A 14,470-nucleotide genomic window follows, 5' to 3' on the forward strand; every position below is an offset into this window, starting at 1 on the left:
GCGGCCATTTCGTCCCGCCCTGCATGGCAGGTCCACGGCGCCTTGAGTCGCCGTCAAATCGGTCGCCTCAGGCTTTGCAGACCATGTGTCCCCGCAGCGGCGCCCGCGACCGCCAGTCACGCCAGGCGTTGCGCGGCAAAGATAGGAATGCGTATCATTAACGCGTTCGGCATGCCTCGCTGCCGCCACGCTCCGCCTAGCCTGATGCCAAGCCGGTGCCTTTTCCCGACGGGCTTCCATGCATCCAGTTCCGCCAGCGCCCTTGCGCGATCCCCGCGCCGCAGACACGCCCGCCGCCGCACCGCGCCGGCCCTTGCCGCCCTGGCTGGGCGTGCTGTCGCGCAGCCTGGCGGCGATCCTCGGCGGCTATGCGCTGGCCGCGGCCACATCCGCGCTGCTGCCGCTGCTGTGGCCGTCGCTGCGCGCGCAGGCGGTGCTGAGCGGCATGATGCTGGGCATCCTGGTCTGCGCCTGCACCGCGTTGTGGGTCTTCGCCGCGCGCAGCGCCACCCGCGCCTGGCTCGGCATCCTCGCCTTGCTGATGCCGATGGCCCTGGCCATCGCCTGGCTGCAGCAGCACGCGCCATGAAGCAGGGCTTCCGCCAATCGATGGCCTGGCTGCATACCTGGACCGGCCTGCTGGTCGGCTGGGTGCTGCTGCTGATCTTCATGGCCGGCACCGCCAGCTATTTCCGCAACGAGATCAGCCGCTGGATGCGCCCGGAACTGCCGCGCGCGCAGCTGGGCACGGACGCCGTGGCCGCGCGCGCGGTCGCGTTGCTGGAGCGGCAAGCGCCGCAGTCGCCGCAATGGACGGTGTCGCTGCCGGGCGCACGCTCCTCGTTCACCCAGCTGTTCTGGCGCAATCCGCCGCCAGCCGACGGCAGCAAGCAGAGCCGCAAGCAGATGTTCGGCGACGCCTTGCTGGACCCGCTCAGCGGCCAGGCCAGCAGCGCGCGCGACACCCGCGGCGGCGACTTCTTCTATCGCCTGCACTTCGACCTGCACTACATCCCGGTCATGTGGGCGCGCTACATCGTCGGCTTCTGCGCGATGTTCATGCTGGTGGCGATCATCAGCGGGGTCATCACCCACAAGAAGATCTTCAAGGACTTCTTCACCTTCCGCCCGGCCAAGGGCCAGCGCTCGTGGCTGGACTTCCACAACGTCAGCGCGGTGCTGGCCCTGCCCTACCACGCGATGATCACCTACACCGGGCTGGTCACGCTGATGCTGATGTACCTGCCGTGGGGCATCAAGGTCGCCTATCCGGATGCCGAAGCCGCGTTCTACGCCGAAGCGTTCCAGCAGCCGGAAAACACCCGCGAGGCCAGCGGCCAGCCGGGCCAACGCCTGCCGATCGCGCGCCTGCTGGACGTGGCGCGGGCCGAATGGGGCGCGCAGGCGCCGATCGCCGGGTTCTCGCTGTACAACCCGGGCGACGCCGCCGCGGTGATCGAGATCCGCCAGGGCGAGGGCCGGCGCCTGGCCTACGACCCGCCGTCGTTGCTGCTGGACGCCGGCAGCGGCGAGATCCTGGCGCGCAGCGGCCGCGCCGGCGCCGCCGCGCAGACCCGCAGCACGCTGTACGGCCTGCACCTGGCGCACTTCGCCGGGTCCGGCCTGCGCTGGCTGTTCTTCGGTTCCGGCCTGCTCGGCTGCCTGATGGTGGCCAGCGGGGTGATCCTGTGGGCGGTCAAGGAACGGCCCAAGCACGCCAAGGCCGGCAGGATCGGCGTCGGCCTGCGCCTGGTCGACGCGCTGAACATCGGCGCAGTGGCCGGGTTGCCGATCACCTTCGCCGCCTATTTCTGGGGCAACCGGCTGCTGCCGCTGCATGCGGCCGAGCGCCCGGATCAGGAAGCGGCCGTGTTCTTCCTGGCCTGGGCGAGCGCGCTGCTGGCCGCCTTCGTCTGGCCCAGGCGTGCGATGTGGGCCTGGCAGCTGTACCTGGGCGCGGCCCTGTTCGCACTGCTGCCGTTGCTCAACGCATTGACCACCGACGCGCATCTGGGCAACAGCCTCCCCGCCGGCGACTGGGCGCTGGCCGGCGTGGACCTGGTCTGCCTCGGGCTGGGCTGCGTGCTGGCGGTCGCCGCGCGGCGCATGCAGCGCTGGCAGCCGCTGCTGTCGGCGGCCGAACGCCGCGCCCGCGAACGCGCGGCGTCGGCGCAGCCGGTCCCGGCTGCGGCACTGGAGGCGCCATGAACCTGCTCGGCCTGGGCCTGGCCTTCTCCGGCTTCGTCGCGCTGTGCCTGGCGATGGAGAAGCATCAGCTGGAGCTGTATGGCGCGCAGCGCGCCGCGCCGGCGCGGATGCGCCAGCTGCGCATCGCCGGCTGGCTGCTGCTGGCCGCGGCGTTCGCCTGCTGCGTGGCCGCGCTGGGCTGGAGCATCGGGCCGGTGCTGTGGCTGGGCACGCTCAGCGCCAGCGCCGCGCTGCTGACCTACGGACTGCTGCCGTACCGGCCGCGCGCCATCGTGCCGCTGGCGCTGGCCGCACCGCCGCTGGGCCTGGCCGCCGCGCTGCTGTCCTGAGACGGCCCCCGGCGCGCCGAACCGGTGCGCTCATTCGCCGGCGCTGGCCACCGGCGCACGCAGTTCCGTCGCCACGCGGGCGCCGGCGAACACCAGCAGCAAGCCCGCGGCCAGGGTGATCGCCAGGTACAGCGGCACCATGCCGCCGCGCCCGCCGCGCAGGAACACCAGGCTTTCCATCATCAGCGAGGAGAACGTGGTCAGCCCGCCGATCAGGCCGACGATCAGCAGCGCCCGCCAGTACGGCGCGCTGGCGCCCTTGCCTTCGATCCAGACCATCAGGAAGCCGCCGACGAAGGCGCCGGCCAGGTTCACCGCCAGCGTGCCCCACGGAAAGCCGGCGCCGTAGCGCTGCAGCAGCGCGCTGCCGACGGCGAAGCGCAACCCGGAGCCGAGCGCGCCGCCGGCCATCGCCAGCAGCAACTGCTGCCACCACAGGGCGACGTTCATGCGCCGCTCCGGGACGCGGCGGCGGTACGGCATGAAAAGGCGAAAACGGATGTCGGCATCGTGGTCTCCTGAAAGGGCGATGCCGGGGCGCAGGCCTGCCGCCCCGGCGGGGGTTGGGCAGGCATCATCAGCGCGCAGGTGCTGCGGGCGGTTCGAGGAGGAATGCCATCTCCTTGCCGCCGATTATGAGCGCGGCGGCTTGGCCTTGTCAGCCCGCGCCTGCGCGCGCGCGGCGCGCAGCCGGTCGAGCTTGTCCTTGAGCTTGATCTCCAGCCCGCGCTCCACCGGTCGGTAGTACACGCGTTCGCCCATCGCATCCGGAAACCCGGTCTGGTCCAGGGCGATGCCGCCCTCGGCATCGTGGTCGTACTGGTAGTGCTCGCCGTAGCCGAGGGTCTTCATCAGCTTGGTCGGCGCGTTGCGCAGGTGCAGCGGCACGTCCTGGGTGCCGCTCTCGCGCACCTCGGCCTTGGCCTGGTTGAAGGCAGCGTAGCCGGCGTTGGACTTGGCGGTGCTGGCCAGGTACAGCACCAGTTGCGCGAAGGCCAGCTCGCCTTCCGGGCTGCCCAGCCGCTCGTAGATGTCCCAGGCTTCCAGCGCCATCTGCTGCGCGCGCGGGTCGGCCAGGCCGATGTCCTCGATCGCCATGCGGGTCAGGCGCCGCGCCAGGTAGGACGGGTCGCAGCCGCCGTCGAGCATGCGCGTGAGCCAGTACAGCGCCGCATCCGGATTGGAGCTGCGCACCGACTTGTGCAGCGCCGAGATCTGGTCGTAGAACTGCTCGCCGCCCTTGTCGAAACGGCGGGTGCGGTCGGCCAGCACCTGCAGCAGGGTCTGCGGGGTGATCTCGCCGCCCTCGTCCTGGGCCAGCTCCGCGGCGATCTCCAGCAGGGTCAGCGCACGCCGCACGTCGCCGTCGGCGGCGCTGGCGATCTCCAGCAGCGCCGCGTCCGAGACCCGGATCGCCTCCTCGCCCAGGCCGCGCTCGCTGTCGTGCAACGCGCGCTGCAAGGCCTCGACGATGTCCTGCGGCGACACCGATTCCAGCACGTGCACGCGGCAGCGCGACAGCAGCGCCGAGTTCAGCTCGAACGACGGGTTCTCGGTGGTGGCGCCGACGAACAGGATGGTGCCGCGCTCGATGTGCGGCAGGAACGCGTCCTGCTGCGCCTTGTTGAAGCGGTGCACCTCGTCGACGAACAGCACCGTGCGGCGCCCGTCGGCGAAGCGCTGCGCGGCCTCGGCCAGCACCAGCCGCACCTCCGGCAGGCCGGACAGCACCGCCGAGATCGCCTTGAACTCGGCCTCGGCGTACTGCGCCAGCAACAAGGCCAGCGTGGTCTTGCCGCAGCCTGGCGGCCCCCACAGGATCATCGAGTGCACGCGCCCGGACTCGACCGCGCGGCGCAGCGCGCTGGCCGGCGCGAGCAGGCGTTTCTGCCCGACCATCTCGTCGAGCGTGCGCGGGCGCATGCGCTCGGCCAGCGGCCGCATCGCATCGCGATCGACGCTGAGCAGGTCGGGGGTATCGGGGGCGAGGAGTCTGCGTTTGGCCACCTGCGTATTCTATCGCCGGCCTGCGCAGGCCGCGCGTTGCGGGCCGGCGCCGCCCTGCCCTGCGAGCGCCGCCGCAACGCACCGGACGCGGTCACCGGCGCTGACGGCTTGCTCGGCGAACGCCATGGGCGCAACGCATGCCGGACCTGGGCGGCGGTCGTGCCGGCCGCGGCGGCGATGCCGGTGGAGACCGCCGCCGGCGGATGGACGGGTTCGGTGGCGCTGCTCGCCGCCTGTGTTCACATGCCGACGAGCATGCCTCGGCTCGCGCCTCAGCGGTCGCCGACCACGTCCACGTCCTTGTCCGGCACGTAGCGGAAGGTGCCCGCGGCGAAGGCCGGATTGCGCTTCCAGCCGCTGAAGCTGATCTCGGTGCGCTGGCCGACCGCGTCGACCACTTCCATTCGCGCCAGGCCGCCGGCATCGAAGCCGAGCTTGGCGATCTGGAAGCTGGCCTCGGTGTCCACCTTCGGCGTCATCGACAGCCACTGCAGGCCGTCTCGCGCCACCGCCTCTTCGCTGACGTCGTACTGGCGGTCCAGCTTGCCCGGGTCGATCAGCGCGGTCAGCGGGCTGTTCTGCTCCTCCGCGCCCTGGGTGCGCACCGTGGCCTGCTTCAGGTCCGGATCGTAGACCCAGACCTTGGCGCCGTCGGCGACGATCAGCTGCGTGTAGGGCTTGCGGTATTCCCAGCGGAACAGGCGCGGCGCCGACAGCGCGACGCGGCCGCTGGCGGTTTCCTTCAACGCGCCCTTGCCGTCGTAGACCTTCTGCGCGAACTGGCCGTCCAGGCCCTTGAGCCCGCGGGTGAAGGTGTTGAGGTCGTCGCGCGCGCCGGCGAAGGCGCTGCCGGCCAGCAGCGCGCTGGCGAGGACGGTATAGCGGAGTGTGCGAAGCATGCGGATGGAGTTCCGGATGGAGTGTGGGAAGTGTGCCGCGGCGAAGCTGAATAGGCGATCAGACGTGGGCAGGCTCACTGCCCGGTCTGCATGCGGCCGAGGTCGCCGTACAGGATCTGCCCGCGGAAGCCGCGCCGCACCTGCTGGTACAGCTCGCGGAACGCCGCGTAGTCCTGCGGCTGGCACAGCGCCTCGGGCCCGTGCACCGCGCGCCGGTGCAGCGTGTGCGTGGCGGTCACGGTCTGCCCGTCGCGCGCCCAGGTCGCGGCGTATTCGCCGGCGGCGTTGCGGAAGCGGGTGTCGGCGGGAATCGCGATGATCGGCACGCTGTCCGGGAAGGTCAGCCGGTAGGTCTCGCTGCGCGCGTTGTCGTTGCAGTAGAACGGGGTCAGGTTGCGCTCGGCCGAAGTGGTGGCGTAGACCCCGCGCACCGAATCGGCGCCGGGCATCTGCGGCAGGGTCATGCCGCCGACCACGCCGAAGTCGACGTAGTCGCTGGCGCGGAACCGGTAGGCATAGCCGAACGGCCGGCTCAGGTCCTGCGGCGCGCCCTGCAGCTCCAGCTCGCCGCTGCCGTCGAAGCCGGACGCGGCCAGGATCGATTCCTCGATGCGGGTGCGGTTCTGCGTATTGAGCTGCACGAACATGGTGCGCAGGCCGATCTCGCCGATCTGGCCGCTGTCCAGCCTGGTCGTGCCGCCCAGGCTGCCGTCGGCGGCGAAGCGGTAGTCGGCCTCGGCCTGGTACAGGTTGACCCGCGCGTCGTTGGGCGGGGTGCGGGCCACGGTGCCGTCCAGCGTATGCAGCACCGGCACGCCGAGATCGCCGGCCGGCAGTTGGCCGAAGCGCGCGTAGGGATTGGTCGAGTCCACGTACAGCTTGAACTCGGGCAGATAGGTGATGGCGTGGTTGAAGCGGCCGAGCACCGGCACCTCGGGCAGGGTCGGCCCGCCTTCGGCGCCGATCAGCACCGGCGTGCTGGCGATGCCCTTGGCGGCCAGCAGCGCCTCCAGCACCACGGTGTGGTCCTTGCAGTCGCCGTAGTGGTTGTCGAGGATGCTGTCGGCGCTGTTCGGCTCCAGCCCGCCGTTGCCCAGGTACACCGCGACGTAGCGGATGTTGCGCGCCACCCACTCGTACAGCGCGGCGGCCTGCGCGCGGCGGTCGCCGATGCCGGCGGTGATCTGCTCGGCGCGCGCGCGCACCTTCGGCGTGACCTGCGCGGCGACGCCGCTGCTGCGCTGGTAGGCCTGGCCCATCTGCGACCAGCGGCGGAAGCTGCTGGCCATGATGGTCGGGCTGAATTCCCAGGTCGCCGCCGCCCAGTTCTGGCTCTTCATCGGCTCGCGGCGCTGGTAGCGCCATTCCCAGCGCGCCTGCTCGCCGTCGATCTTCGGCTTGTTGCCGCCGTCCACGCCGCGCGTGTACAGGTGCATCGGCATGCGCCGCGGCGCGACCAGGGTCACCGTGGCGTCGTCGTACTGGGAGAACACGCTGAAGGTCTCCCACAGGCTGAAGTAGCCGGGGAAGTACGGCACGGTCTGGGTGCGGCGCACCCGGTACACCAGCCGCGTGCCCGGCATCAGGTTCGGGAACACCACCACCTTGACCTTGCGGTCGGCGTACATCGCCGCCGAGGCGCTGGAATAGCTTTCCTGGGTGTAGATCTTGTCGGCCGGCACGTCGTGGCGCAGCCCGTCCGGGGTGATCGCGTAGGCGGCCAGCACCTCCAGCGTCTCCAGCTTCTCGCTGTAGCTCAGCCGCACCTGGCTGAACTTGTCCACGCCGGCCTTGGTCTTCAGCAGCAGTTCGTACTCGTCGGTCTCCACGCTGCTGGCGTCCTCGCGCACCTCGTAGTCGGCGCGGTAGCGCACGTAGCTGTAGTTATTGGCGACTTCGGGCGCGGCCGCGGCCGGACTGGCCGCTGTGGTTGCAGCGGCAGCCGGCGGCTGCGCCGCGGCGGTCCCGGCCGCGGCCAGGACGGTACACAGCAGCAGGCGCAGGATGCGGGCGGTCGGGGACATCGGCAACGGCAGCGGACGGGAACGGCCGCCAGCATCGCATGCAGCGCTGCGCCGGGCGGTCCCGGGGGCCGGGAACCGGGATGCGGGCCGCGTCGCGCGCCTCACTTCGGCGGCGGCGGCGCCAGCACGCTGCGATCGCCGTTGTGTTCGGGCGGACTGACCACGCCGGCCGCTTCCATCGCCTCGATCAGCCGCGCGGCGCGGTTGTAGCCGATCTTCAGCCGCCGCTGCACGCCGGAGATCGACGCGCGGCGGGTCTCGGTGACGATGCGCAGGGCCTCGTCGTACAGCGGATCGGACTCGTCCCCGCCCCCGCCGCCGCTCTCCGGCAGGCCGGTGGCGCCGACCACGGTGCCGTCGCCCATGGTCTGTACCTCGTCGAGCACGCCCTCGATGTAGTCGGCCGGGCCGCTGGCCTTGAGGTGCTCGACCACGCGGTGCACTTCCTCGTCGCTGACGAAGGCGCCGTGCACGCGGTCGGGCATCGCCGTGCCCGGCGGCAGGTACAGCATGTCGCCGTGGCCGAGCAGGGTCTCGGCGCCGGACTGGTCGAGGATGGTGCGCGAGTCGATCTTGGAGCTGACCTGGAAGGCGATGCGGGTCGGGATGTTGGCCTTGATCAGGCCGGTGATCACGTCCACCGACGGGCGCTGGGTGGCCAGGATCAGGTGGATGCCGGCGGCGCGCGCCTTCTGCGCCAGGCGCGCGATCAGTTCTTCGACCTTCTTGCCGACGATCATCATCATGTCGGCGAATTCGTCGATGAAGATGACGATGAACGGCAGCGTGTCCAGCGGCCGCGGCGCCTCGGCCAGGTCCGGGTTGGGCTTGAACAGCGGGTCCATCATCGGCTGCCCGGCGTCCTGCGCGTCCTTGACCTTCTTGTTGAAGCCGGCCAGGTTGCGCACCCCGACCGTGCTCATCAGCTTGTAGCGGCGCTCCATCTCCGCCACGCACCAGCGCAGGCCGTTGGCGGCCTCCTTCATGTCGGTGACCACCGGCGCCAGCAGGTGCGGGATGCCCTGGTAGACGCTCAGCTCGAGCATCTTCGGGTCGATCATCAGCATCCGCAGTTCCTTGGCCGAGGCCTTGTACAGCAGGCTCAGCACCATCGCGTTGACCGCCACCGACTTGCCCGAGCCGGTGGTGCCGGCGACCAGCAGGTGCGGCATGCGCGCCAGGTCGGCCACGGTCGGGCGGCCGGCGATGTCCTTGCCCAGCGCCAGGGTCAGCGGGCTGGGCGACTTGTCGTATTCCTTGGAGCGCAGCAGCTCGCTGAGATAGATCATCTCGCGGCTGACGTTGGGGATCTCCAGGCCGACCACCGACTTGCCCGGGATCACGTCGACCACGCGCACCGACTTCACCGACAGCCCGCGCGCGATGTCCTTGTCCAGCGAACTGATCTGGCTGACCTTGATGCCCGGCGCCGGCTCGATCTCGAAGCGGGTGATGACCGGCCCCGGATAGGCGCCGACCACCTGCGCCTCGATGCGGAAGTCCTTGAGCTTGAACTCGATCTGCCGCGACAGGGTCTCCAGGGTTTCCTCGGAATAGCCCTTGACCTGCGGCTTGGGATCGTCGAGCAGCGCCAGCGGCGGCACCCCGGACTGGTCGCCGCCGGTGCCGTGGAACAGCGGGATCTGCTGCTCGCGCTTGGCGCGCTCGCTCTTCTCCACCACCGGCGCCGGCGGCGGCTCGATCTTGACCGGCTCGCGCTTGGCGCGCTGCACCGCGTCGACCTTGCGCACTTCCTCGCGTTCCTCGCGCATGGCGCGGGTCTGCTGCCATTCGTTGGCCTGCTGGCTGCCGCGCCGCGCCAGCGTCGGCAGGGTCATCACCGCGCGGCCGATGCGCTCCATCACCGCGAACCAGGACAGGCCGGTGGCCAGGGTGATCGACACCAGCAGCAGCACCAGCACGAACAGGTTGCTGCCCAGCGCGCCGAAGCCGGCGGTCAGCGAGCTGCCGACCAGCTTGCCGAGGATGCCGCCGGCACCGGCCACGTCGCCGCTGAACAGGCGCAGGTGCAGCAGCCCGGTGCCGGCGATCAGGAAACCGACGATGCCGACCAGGCGCAGCGCCGGGCCCAGGTCGGCCTCGCCGTCGCCATCGCTGTCCATGCCGAACAGCGCGATCCAGGACACCGCGCCGATCACCACCGGCAGCAGGAACGCCACGTAGCCGAACAGCTGCAGCAGCACGTCGGCGATCCAGGCGCCGAACTTGCCGCCCATGTTGTGCACCGGCGCGACCACGCTGCCGGTATGCGACCAGCCCGGATCGGTCGCCGAATAGGTGGCCAGGCTGGCCAGCAGGTACAGCAGCAGCGGCGCGATCGCGATCAGCGCCAGGTCGCGCCACAGCTTCTGCCGGCGCGGATTGGCGGCGGCGGCCTGCTTGCGTGCGGCCGCATTGGCGCCCTGGGATTTGCCGCGTTCCGGAACCTGCTTCGCCACGCTATGACCAGACCTTAGAAATACACCGTTAGTGATTGATAATAAACGAATCGGCCTGGCATTTCAGCAGTCGGAACCTGAATCGTACCGCCCCTCTTGCGCGACCTGCCGGCGCCACGCGGCGGCATGCACACGCGGCGTTGGCAAGGCGGCGCGTCGGCCGCAGGCCGCAGCGTTCTCGCAACGCGGCTTGATTCATCCCAGGCCGGCCGCCACTCTATGCGACTTCGCCGGAGACCGCGCAATGTCGCGAATCCGCCGCCATTTCAACCTCTTCGCGAGTATACATGAGCTCTTCTGCCGCCAATTCCGCCAAGCATTCCCGCCTGCTGATCCTGGGCTCCGGCCCGGCCGGCTGGACCGCCGCGGTCTACGCCGCACGCGCCAATCTCAAGCCGGTGGTGATCACCGGCCTGCAGCAGGGCGGCCAGCTGATGACCACCACCGAGGTCGACAACTGGCCCGGCGACGCCCACGGCCTGATGGGGCCGGACCTGATGGCGCGGATGCAGGCGCATGCCGAGCGCTTCGACACCGAGGTGATCTTCGACCACATCCACACCGCCGACCTGTCGCAGCGCCCGTTCCGGCTCAGCGGCGACAGCGCCGAGTACACCTGCGACGCGCTGATCATCGCCACCGGCGCCACCGCCAAGTACCTGGGCATCCCCTCGGAAGAGGCGTTCAAGGGCCGCGGCGTGTCCGCCTGCGCCACTTGCGACGGCTTCTTCTACAAGGACCAGGACGTGGTCGTGGTCGGCGGCGGCAACACCGCGGTGGAAGAGGCGCTGTACCTGTCCAACATCGCCCGCAAGGTCTACCTGGTGCACCGCCGCGACACCTTGCGCGCGGAGAAGATCATGCAGGACAAGCTGTTCGCCAAGGTCGAAGCCGGCAAGATCGAGACCGTCTGGCACCACGCCATCGACGAGGTGCTGGGCAACGAGGCCGGCGTCACCGGGGTGCGGGTCAAGTCGACCCAGGACGGCAGCACCCGCGAGATCGTCGCCCACGGCTTCTTCGTCGCCATCGGCCACCACCCGAACACGCAGCTGTTCGACGGCCAGCTGGCGATGAACAACGGCTACCTGGAGATCCGCTCCGGCCTCGGCGGCGCGGCCACCGAGACCTCGGTCGCCGGCGTGTTCGCCGCCGGCGACGTGGCCGACCAGCACTACCGCCAGGCGATCACCTCGGCCGGCTTCGGCTGCATGGCCGCGCTGGACGCCGAACGCTATCTGGACAAGGGCGCTTGACCGAATCCGGCGCCAGGGCCGCCGAGCGCTGCCGACGTGGCGTTGCGCTCGCCTGCCTGCTCGCGGCGGCGGGCACGCTGCATGCCCAGCCCGTGGCGCCGCCGCTGACCATCGGTTCGGTGGAAGCGGCGCACATGGCGTTCTGCATGTCCCCGGAACAGGTCGATGCGCTGGCCGCGACGATGGCCGGCGGCTTGCTGGGCACCGGGGCCGACGACAGCATCAAGCTGCTGATGAGGTCGATGAGCAAGTCCGTGCGCGATACCGGCGACCGCATCACGGCCGAGGCGATCGCTGGCGATGCCGGCGCGCGGGCCGTGTTCACCCGCTTTCTCGGCGAGTGCCTGCTGGCTGGCATTCCGACAGCCCCGCAGCGCCGCGAGCGCGCCCTGGGCTGGTTGCGCGAGGACGCGGACGGCGGCGCCGCCGATGCCGCCGACACGCTTGCGGCCCTGGTCGCGCTGGGCGAGCTTCCGGGCGGCGCCGACGAAGTGCAGCGCTTGCTGGCGGCGCGCCCGTCGCAGGCGCCGGCAGGCGCGAAGGCCGAGGCCGCCGTGCAGCCCGAGGCGGCGCAGCAGCACATTGCCCTGGCATCGGCGCTGTTGCGCGGCGCGATGAGCACGTTCTCCAGCGAACTCGGCGCCAACGCGACCGACAGCGCCCAGTTGCGCTTTCTTTACCGGCCCTGCCTGGGCTCGTTCGAATCGAGCGCAGCGCAGGCTGCGGTGCCGCCGCAGCGTGCCGCCGGCATGGCCCGGGTGACGGCGCGCCTGGCGCAGTTGCCCAGGATCGGACTCGACTGCGCCGACCCGGCACTCGCCGCGGTCGTCCTGCCGCTCTCGTTCACCGCGCCGACCCGTCCCGAACCAGCCCGGCGATGACCCAGGTACGCTGGCTGCAGCGGCTCGACGAGGTTGCCGCAGACGACTGGGATGCCCTGCACGGCCGCCGCAACCCGTTCGTCGCCCACGCCTTCCTGTCCGGCCTGGAACGGCATGGCTGCCTGCGCCCGGACTGGGGCTGGACGCCGCTGCACCTGACCCTGTGGGACGGCGAGGCGCTGGTCGCCGCCGCGCCGGGCTACCTGAAGACCAACTCGCACGGCGAGTTCGTGTTCGACCACGCCTGGGCGCACGCCTACGCGCGCTACGGCCAGGACTACTTCCCGAAATGGCTGTGCGCGGTGCCGTATTCGCCGGTGACCGGGCCGCGGCTGCTGGCGCGCGACGGCGCCGGGCGCCAGGCGCTGCTGGCGGCGATGCAGGCGCTGACCGGCGCCAGCGGCCTGTCCTCGGCGCACGTGAACTTCCACACCGCCGACGAAGATGCCGCGTTCGGCGACGATTGGCTGCCGCGCAGCGACGTGCAGTACCAGTGGCACAACGACGCCGGCTGGGCCGATTTCGACGCCTACCTGGCGGCGATGGACCACAAGCGGCGCAAGAACATCCGCCAGGAGCGGGCCAAGGTGCAGCGCGCCGGCATCGGCTTCCGCGTCGTGCACGGCGACGAGGCCAGCGCGGCCGATCTGCAGGCGATGTACGGCTTCTACCTGCGCACCTTCGACGACTACGGCAACTCGCCGGCACTGACGGCGGCATTCTTCTCGCATCTTGCACGAGAAATGCCTCGCAACTTACTGATATTCCTTGCTGTGCTCGACGACCAGCCGATCGCCGGCGCACTCTGCCTGCGCGGCGGCGACACCCTGTACGGCCGCTACTGGGGCGGCGACAGCCTGCCCGGCCTGCATTTCGAGACCTGCTACTACCAGGGCATCGACTACTGCCTGCGCGAAGGCCTGACCCGCTTCGAACCCGGCGCGCAGGGCGAGCACAAGATCGCCCGCGGCTTCCTGCCGCGGCTGGTGCGCAGCCGCCACTGGATCGCCGACCCCGGCTTCCGCGCGCCGCTGGCGGACTGGTGCGCCGAGGAGACCGCGGCGGTGCGCCGCCATGCGCAGGCGCTGCTCGCCCACTCGCCGTTCCGCGCGGAGTGAACCCGCCGCGGGGGCGTGCAGCCCCTGCCCCGTCTCCGCACCACCGCCACCGCAAAGCGCAGCGGTGTGGCCTGCGCCTGCCCAGCCGGGGCAAGCGCTGCCCGCGCGGATCGGCGGTCACCGGCGCATATTGCAATTAAGATAGTTTTGACTATCTAATCGCACAGCCTTCCTGCGCGGATCCGTCCATATGAAGCAAACCGTCCTGGTCACCGGCGGCAGCGGCTATGTCGCCTGCCAACTGATCAAGCAGTTGCTGGAGGTCGGCGACAGCGTGCATGCCACGGTGCGCAGCACGCGCGTCTCGCCGAAGATCCGCCCGCTATTGCAACTGCAGGCGGAACATCCGGGCCGATTGACGCTGTTCGAGGCCGACCTGCTGGTGCCCGGCTCCTTCGCCGCGGCGATGCAGGGCTGCAGCGTGGTCCACCACGTCGCCTCGCCGTTCCTGATGCCGGAAAAGATCAAGGATGGCCGCGCCCAGCTGCTGGAGCCGGCGCTGCAGGGGGTGCGGAACGTGCTCGCCGCGGTCGACGCCACGCCGAGCGTGCAACGCGTGGTGCTCACCTCCACCATCGGCGCGATCTTCGGCGACTACAGCGACGTGCTGGCCATGCCCGGGCAGATGCTGTCGGAGGAATTCTTCAATACCACCAGCAGCCTGGAGCACAATCCTTACCATTATTCGAAGGTGGTGGCCGAGCAGGAAGCCTGGGCGCTGTGCCGCGCGCAGCAGCGCTGGGACCTGGTCTGCATCAACCCCGGACTGGTCCTCGGCCCGTCGCCGGCCGCGGGGTCCGACTCGGGCAGCCTGTTCCTGCTCGACGAACTGATGCGCGGCCTGTTCTTCTACGGCCTGCCTGACCTGAGTTTCGCCACGGTGGACGTGCGCGAGGTCGCCAGCGCGCACATCGCCGCGGCCAAGCTGGCGGCGGCCCGCGGCCGCTACATCGTCGCGTCGGCGGACATGGTCGCGTTCATGGAGATCGCGCGAACCCTGCGCAAGGTGCACCGGCGCCCCTACCTGCTGCCGCGGCTGCGGATCCCCGACCCCGTGCTGCGGCTGATCGGCCCCCTGTTCGGGCTGACCCCAAAATACATCCGCAACCATCTCGGCATCCGCTTCACCCTGGACAACCGGCGCTCCATCCAGGAACTCGGCGTGCACTACCGCCCGGTCGAGCAGACCCTGCTCGACCACTACGCCGACTGGTGCCGGCACAGGGCCGCGGCCTGAGCCGACGCGGCCGGCTGCGGCCGCGCCGGTGTAAGATCGTGCGAACGCGATC

The 14,470-nt window shown here is 70.6% G+C and carries 12 protein-coding genes and 1 riboswitch; of the genes, 7 read left to right on the forward strand and 5 right to left on the reverse strand.

What is annotated here, in order from left to right; translation table 11 throughout:
- Positions 1-238 precede the first annotated feature (238 nt).
- The 3 genes from AB3X10_RS11690 to AB3X10_RS11700 are packed head-to-tail and all read left to right on the forward strand — an operon-like array spanning position 239 to position 2,537.
- Positions 239-589, forward strand: coding sequence for a DUF3649 domain-containing protein (locus AB3X10_RS11690; protein WP_369975166.1), 351 nt, complete (start codon positions 239-241; stop codon positions 587-589).
- Positions 586-2,208, forward strand: coding sequence for a PepSY-associated TM helix domain-containing protein (locus AB3X10_RS11695; RefSeq protein WP_369975167.1), 1,623 nt, complete (start codon positions 586-588; stop codon positions 2,206-2,208). Before AB3X10_RS11690 ends, AB3X10_RS11695 begins: the two co-directional genes overlap by 4 nt.
- On the forward strand, positions 2,205-2,537 hold the full coding sequence (locus AB3X10_RS11700) for a DUF3325 domain-containing protein (RefSeq protein WP_369975169.1): 333 nt from the start codon (positions 2,205-2,207) through the stop codon (positions 2,535-2,537). Before AB3X10_RS11695 ends, AB3X10_RS11700 begins: the two co-directional genes overlap by 4 nt.
- Before the next feature lie 30 nt (positions 2,538-2,567).
- Here AB3X10_RS11700 and crcB read toward each other — a convergent pair whose 3' ends face one another.
- The 5 genes from crcB to AB3X10_RS11725 form a co-directional block, all read right to left on the reverse strand.
- Positions 2,568-2,987: a fluoride efflux transporter CrcB gene (gene crcB, locus AB3X10_RS11705; RefSeq protein ID WP_369975170.1), complete on the reverse strand. Its 420-nt coding sequence runs from the start codon at positions 2,985-2,987 to the stop codon at positions 2,568-2,570.
- A 111-nt stretch (positions 2,988-3,098) separates the two neighbouring features.
- Positions 3,099-3,169, reverse strand: a riboswitch (Fluoride riboswitch).
- Position 3,170: 1 nt separating this feature from the next.
- On the reverse strand, positions 3,171-4,481 hold the full coding sequence (locus AB3X10_RS11710; RefSeq protein WP_369981794.1) for a replication-associated recombination protein A: 1,311 nt from the start codon (positions 4,479-4,481) through the stop codon (positions 3,171-3,173).
- Positions 4,482-4,816: 335 nt separating this feature from the next.
- Complete coding sequence (gene lolA, locus AB3X10_RS11715; RefSeq protein WP_369975171.1) at positions 4,817-5,443, reverse strand: outer membrane lipoprotein chaperone LolA; 627 nt, start codon at positions 5,441-5,443, stop codon at positions 4,817-4,819.
- A 74-nt stretch (positions 5,444-5,517) separates the two neighbouring features.
- Positions 5,518-7,467 (reverse strand): DUF3857 domain-containing transglutaminase family protein, encoded by a 1,950-nt coding sequence (locus AB3X10_RS11720; RefSeq protein WP_369975172.1) that lies wholly within the window; start codon positions 7,465-7,467, stop codon positions 5,518-5,520.
- Between the two features lie 101 nt (positions 7,468-7,568).
- Positions 7,569-9,926, reverse strand: a complete 2,358-nt coding sequence (locus AB3X10_RS11725; RefSeq protein WP_369975173.1) for a DNA translocase FtsK — start codon at positions 9,924-9,926, stop codon at positions 7,569-7,571.
- Between the two features lie 287 nt (positions 9,927-10,213).
- Here AB3X10_RS11725 and trxB point away from each other — a divergent pair, with 287 nt between their 5' ends.
- The 4 genes from trxB (at position 10,214) to AB3X10_RS11745 (ending at position 14,418) form a co-directional block, all read left to right on the forward strand.
- A complete protein-coding gene (trxB, locus tag AB3X10_RS11730; protein ID WP_369975174.1) occupies positions 10,214-11,182 on the forward strand; it encodes a thioredoxin-disulfide reductase in 969 nt (322 codons plus the stop codon).
- The gene (locus tag AB3X10_RS11735) at positions 11,179-12,063 is read left to right on the forward strand and encodes a hypothetical protein (protein WP_369975175.1); all 885 of its coding nucleotides are present in this window, start codon (positions 11,179-11,181) and stop codon (positions 12,061-12,063) included. Before trxB ends, AB3X10_RS11735 begins: the two co-directional genes overlap by 4 nt.
- Positions 12,060-13,181 (forward strand): GNAT family N-acetyltransferase, encoded by a 1,122-nt coding sequence (locus AB3X10_RS11740; RefSeq protein WP_369975176.1) that lies wholly within the window; start codon positions 12,060-12,062, stop codon positions 13,179-13,181. The genes AB3X10_RS11735 and AB3X10_RS11740 overlap by 4 nt, the downstream gene beginning before the upstream one ends.
- A gap of 190 nt (positions 13,182-13,371) precedes the next feature.
- On the forward strand, positions 13,372-14,418 hold the full coding sequence (locus tag AB3X10_RS11745) for an NAD-dependent epimerase/dehydratase family protein (RefSeq protein WP_369975178.1): 1,047 nt from the start codon (positions 13,372-13,374) through the stop codon (positions 14,416-14,418).
- Positions 14,419-14,470 lie beyond the last annotated feature (52 nt).

The organism is Xanthomonas sp. DAR 80977 (assembly GCF_041240605.1).
In the GTDB taxonomy this organism is placed as follows: domain Bacteria; phylum Pseudomonadota; class Gammaproteobacteria; order Xanthomonadales; family Xanthomonadaceae; genus Xanthomonas_A; species Xanthomonas_A bundabergensis.